General features: G+C 71.5%; 6 protein-coding genes. 1 reads left to right on the forward strand and 5 read right to left on the reverse strand.

The features are described 5' to 3' along the window. Positions 1 to 120 precede the first annotated feature (120 nt). The 3 genes from AC1DXV_RS31775 to AC1DXV_RS31785 form a co-directional block, all read right to left on the reverse strand. On the reverse strand, positions 121 to 717 hold the full coding sequence (locus AC1DXV_RS31775) for a hypothetical protein (protein WP_477870313.1): 597 nt from the start codon (positions 715 to 717) through the stop codon (positions 121 to 123). Positions 718 to 944: 227 nt separating this feature from the next. Continuing rightward, positions 945 to 1,544, reverse strand: a complete 600-nt coding sequence (locus AC1DXV_RS31780; RefSeq protein ID WP_477870311.1) for a hypothetical protein — start codon at positions 1,542 to 1,544, stop codon at positions 945 to 947. Positions 1,545 to 1,566: 22 nt separating this feature from the next. Next, on the reverse strand, positions 1,567 to 2,370 hold the full coding sequence (locus AC1DXV_RS31785) for a hypothetical protein (RefSeq protein WP_477937473.1): 804 nt from the start codon (positions 2,368 to 2,370) through the stop codon (positions 1,567 to 1,569). A 223-nt stretch (positions 2,371 to 2,593) separates the two neighbouring features. Here AC1DXV_RS31785 and AC1DXV_RS31790 point away from each other — a divergent pair, with 223 nt between their 5' ends. After that, positions 2,594 to 2,902, forward strand: coding sequence for a hypothetical protein (locus AC1DXV_RS31790; RefSeq protein ID WP_477870108.1), 309 nt, complete (start codon positions 2,594 to 2,596; stop codon positions 2,900 to 2,902). Here AC1DXV_RS31790 and AC1DXV_RS31795 read toward each other — a convergent pair. Both AC1DXV_RS31795 and AC1DXV_RS31800 read right to left on the reverse strand, forming a co-directional pair. After that, positions 2,892 to 4,142 (reverse strand): c-type cytochrome, encoded by a 1,251-nt coding sequence (locus AC1DXV_RS31795; RefSeq protein WP_477870110.1) that lies wholly within the window; start codon positions 4,140 to 4,142, stop codon positions 2,892 to 2,894. The genes AC1DXV_RS31790 and AC1DXV_RS31795 overlap by 11 nt on opposite strands. Next, positions 4,139 to 4,395, reverse strand: a 257-nt coding sequence (locus AC1DXV_RS31800) for a c-type cytochrome (protein ID WP_477937475.1), incomplete at its 5' end; no start/stop codon positions are given. The genes AC1DXV_RS31800 and AC1DXV_RS31795, both read right to left, overlap by 4 nt.

Consider the following 4,395-nt stretch of genomic DNA (forward strand, 5'->3'; position numbering starts at 1 on the left):
CTTCGGCGCCGCGCACGGCGGCCGCGACCAGCGTGGGCGCCTGCCGCGTTGCCCACAGCGAGGCGGCGGTGAGGGCGAGCGTTCCGCCCAGGGCCCACCAGAGGCTCTTGCGCATCGGCATCAGCGGCTGGCCTCCGAGGCGCGGGGCGCCGGTGCACCCGCGGTCGACAGCGGGCGGCTCCAACGCGTCAGCAGCAGCGTGGCCTCGACGTCGACCGGGCTCGTCATCACGCGCAGGTTCAGGCGAGCGACGGTGGTGCTGGCGTGGCGGTCGAGCAGCTCTTTCAGCACGAGCTTGATCTGCGGGTACGGGCCGCGCAGCGTGAGCTGCAGGTCGTGGCGGCCGAGCTGCTCGGCGGTGGCGGCGCGGGGCGTGTCGACCAGGCTGACGACGGCGACGCCGAGCTGGCCGGTGACGCGCTGCATGTCGCGCACCCAGTCGGCGGTGCTGGCGTCGATGGGGAGCCGGCGGGCGAAGTCGGGTTCGGGTTCAGCGGCGGCGCTGGCGGCGGCGGGCGCGGGGCGGGCCTGGAGGGTGGCGAGATCGCGCCGGGCTGCCGCCAGGTCGCGCTGCTGGAGATGCACCCAGGCGCCTGCCGCGGCCACCGCCGCGAGGGCCACGAGGCCGCCCAGCGTCCAGGCCAGCCACGGCAACTGCGCCTGGTGCCATTGGCGCGACAGCGCCCAGCTCAGCGGCAGGCTCTTGAAGGACGACATCGATGCCAGCCAGCAGCAGGTCAGTGCGGCGCGGCGACGCGGCTCGGCAATGGATCGACGACGATGGAACGGTGGTGCTGCAAGGGATCCTCCCGTGAAGCGCACCGCGAGGTCTTGTGGAGCCGTGGTCTGGTGCGCGGAACCGGGTCACGCCCGGCGAGGACGGAGTGTCGCGCAGAAATGACCGGGAATTCGCGACGGATCCCTGACATCCAGGCCCCGGGGCGTCACTCGATCACGTCATACAGCCGCACGATGAACGACACCTGGTACAGCAGGTTGCCGACCGCGAACGCGCCGTGGAACACCGGGTGTCGGATGAGCGCGGCGGCCCCGCACAGCAGCACGTAGGCCCCCGCCCGCACCGGGTACTCCAGCCCGAGCTTCGGCAGCAGCGCGCCGCCCTTGATCCAGGTGTCGCCCAGGTCGACCACGAAGCTCAGCGCCAGCAGCCCGAAGAACCAGCGCCGCCGCGAGAGGAAGTAGTCGCGCCAGCCGTCGTACTCGTCGAGGTCGTTCGGGAACAGCACCGCGCACAGCAGGTAGTTCAGCGCCGCGTAGAACAGCACGTAGGCGTAGAGCTCGAAGCGCCAGACCGGCAATTGCGCGAGCCGGAACTCCCACCACCAGAAGTGCACCAGCAGCAGCAAGGTCGAGGCCGCCCACAGCAGGTGCACCCAGTACGCCTTCTGCCGCCCCGGGTGCTGCACGAACACCGCCAGCCCCGACAGCAGCCGCGCGATGCTCAGGCTCACCACCATGCTGAGCACGATCCGCACGTGCAGGAAGACGGCGGGATCGGGGGCAGGCGAGGCGGCAGTCTCCATGGCAGGCGCCGGCGCTGCGCGATCAGAAGCCGGCGTCGATGAAGACCTGCGGCCCCTGGAAGGTGTAGCGCACCTCGCCGCGCGGGTCGCGGCGCGTCTCGGTGAGCTTGTACTGGTCGTAGCGCCAGCCCGCGCCGAGCGCGAAGTTGCCGGTGAAGCGGTACTGCACGTTGGCCTGGAAGTTCAGCAGCCGGCCCCTGTGGCCCTTGTAGTTGATCGCGAATGCATCGGCGCGGCCCGAGGCCAGCCAGCTCGGCGCGAACGACCAGGTGCCGTAGGCGCCGATCGTCGGCAGCGGCACCGTGTGCGCGGCCTCCTCGCGGCGCACCGCGACGGTGCCGCCGTCGACCTGGCCCAGGCCCTCGACGATGAACTTGAAGCGCGTGACGTGCAGCCCGGCCACCGCGCCGGCCTCGGCCTCGGCGGTCTTGTAGAACGAGTAGCCGACGCTCGCCCGCGCGACCTTCGAGTCGAAATCGCTGTCGACCGAGGCCGACACCGGGAAGGTGGTGTCGTCGACGACGATCTCGGTCTCGAGCAGCGTCTTGTCGGCACTGCGCTTCAGCGAGAAGTACTCGAACTCGGCGCGCCAGCGGTCGCCGAAGCGCGCACCGACCAGCAGCGTGCCCAGCGTCTTGTGCTCGGGCAGGCCCAGCTCGTCCTCGAGGTGCAGGTCGGTGCCGGTGGCGCCGCTGTTCGAGCGGTCGACCTGGATGTGCGAGCTGATCGACGGGCGGAACGCGCCGATCTGCACCCACAGCTTCTGGTTCAGGTAGTCGGTCGCATCGGCGGCTTGCGCACCGGTGGCGGCGAGCAGCGGCAACATCAGCGGCCCCAAGGCGACGGCGAGAGGACGGCAGCGGCGGCAAGGCATGTGATGGCTCCCCCTGGATTCGTGAAATCGTTCGCGGTCTGCAGCCTATCCGCGGCCGCAAGGAGCGTCAATCGCGAGTGCGAAGTTGGGGACTGGCGTGGGATTCGCCACGTATTGCGTGGACTGCCGTCATGGTGGCCTGTCGACAATGGCGTCTTCTTCCAGTGAGCCTCTCATGCCGCAGTCGACCGGTCCGTCCCCTTCCTCCGTTGCCAGCTCGCGCGATTCGCTGATGGCGATGGGTGCCGGGGCGCTGATGGGCGTCATCGTGATGCGCATGGCCGAGCAGCGCGGCGACAGCGGGCTGAGCCTCGCGATGGCGGTGCTGTTCGTGCTGTCGGGCTGCGCATCGGTCGTGCTCGCGATGCTGAGTCGGCCGCACCGCCTGAAGCCGTTGCAGCGGCGCGGCGAGGTCAAGGGCTGGCTGCTGGCGCTCGGGCTGGGCCTGCTGGCCGCGGTTCAGGTCAGCGCCCTCATTTCCTGAGCCGCGCGACATCGAGCGGCGAGACTTCCGTTCCCCAGTTGCCCCATGAGCCGCGCACGTAGCTCAGCACGCTGGCCAGCTCGGCATCGCTGAGCACGGTCGCGAACGGCGGCATGCCGTAGGGCCGCGGGTTCGCCGGCGTCGACGGCGCGAAGCCGCCCTCCAGCACGATGTGCACCAGGTTCGCCGGCGAATCCATCGTCACCGCGCGGTTGCCGGCCAGCGGCGGATAGGCCGGCGGCGCGCCTTCCCCGTGCTCGCCATGGCAGTCGATGCAGTGCTGCTTGTACAGCTGGCCGCCTTGCGCCATCACCGCCGCCGGGGCGGGCTGGCGCTTCACCTCGGGCTGCGACAGGGCCTTCAGGTAGGTCGCCATCGCGAGCAGGTCGTCGGCGCTCAGGTGCTGCAGGCTGCCGGTCACGACCTCGGCCATCGGCCCGGTGACGCTGCCGCCGCGCGACGCATCGGCGACGCCGCTGCGCAGCAGCGCAACGATCTTCGGCAGTTCCCAGTCGCCCACGCCGGCCTCGCGCGCATCGCTGAGCGACGGCGCATACCAGTTCTGGATCGGGATCAGCCCGCCGTCGAGCGCGATGCCCGAGCTCGCGCCGAGCGCGTTGCGCCTCGAATGGCAGGCGTTGCAGTGGCCCAGCCCCTCGACGAGGTAGGCGCCGCGGTTCCAGTCGGGCGAGCGCGAGCCGTCGTGCGGCATCGAACCGGGCCGGAAGAACGCGGCGCGCCACACGGCCAGCGCCGCCTGCGTGTCGTACGGAAACCCGAGCGCATGCGACCGGTTCGGCTTGTCGGTGGGCGGCAGGCTGCGCAGGTACGCGAACAGCGCATCCGAATCCTCGCGCGTGACGTGGGTCAGCTCGGTGTACGGAAAGGCCGGGTACAGCAGCCGGCCGTCGGCCGAGCGGCCGTTGTGCATCGCGCGCCAGAACAGCGCCGATGTCCAAGCGCCCAGGCCGTGCTGCGGGTGCGGCGTGAGGTTGGGTGCGAACACCGTGCCGAACGGCGTCGGGATGCCGCGGCCGCCGGCATACGGCACGCCGCCGCGCTCGGTGTGGCAGCCGGCGCAGTTGCCGGCGCGGGCCAGGTACTCGCCGCGTGCCACCTGCTGCGGGGTGAAGGGCGCGGCATCGGCGGCCAGCGGCGACTCGTCGCGGAAGTTGAGAGCCAGCACCAGCACCACCCCGGCGACGAGCAGCAGCCCGATCACGATCAGCGCGCGCTTCATGGCGCCGCCTTCGTCACGTCAGGAACGCCGCCGCAGGTGATCGGCAACGCGGCGGGCAGCGTCGCCGCCGGGTGCGCCGGTTCGGGCACCGGCTGCACCGCCAGCCACTGCGCGATCGCGCCGACCTCGTCGGCCGTCAGCGCCTGCGCCACCTGTGCCATGCAGTCGGGCGCCAGCGCGCGGCGCGTGCTGGTGCGCCAGGCGCCGAGCTGCGCGACCAGGTAGTCGCGCGGCAGCCCGAGCAGGCCGGGGA

Source organism: Rhizobacter sp. P3_C12 (assembly GCF_056402735.1).